General features: G+C 70.8%; 1 protein-coding gene. It reads left to right on the top strand.

Translation table 11 applies throughout. The features are described from left to right. Window positions 1-226, top strand: a 226-nt coding sequence (locus RRF55_RS28470) for a tripartite tricarboxylate transporter substrate-binding protein (protein WP_439419366.1), incomplete at both ends; no start/stop codon positions are given.

The following is a 226-nucleotide window of genomic DNA, read 5'->3' as shown; positions in this document are numbered from 1 at the left end:
ACGCATCGTCGGGCAACGGCTCCACCCTGCACCTGGCCGGCGCGCTGTTCGCGCAGCAGGCCGGCGTGAACCTGGTGCACGTGCCCTACCGCGGCAACGGCCCGGCCATCACCGATGTGTCGGGCGGCCAGGTGCAGGCCATCTTCTCGGGCATTCCGCCCGCCATCACCTCGGCCAAGACCGGCCAGACCCGCATCCTGGCCGTGACCACGAAGCAGCGCGTCAA

It is taken from the genome of Klebsiella sp. K47 (assembly GCF_051858335.1).
GTDB lineage: Bacteria > Pseudomonadota > Gammaproteobacteria > Enterobacterales > Enterobacteriaceae > Klebsiella > Klebsiella pneumoniae.
Note: the sequence above shows the minus strand (reverse complement) of the source record. Positions and strands in the feature narration are given on the sequence as shown.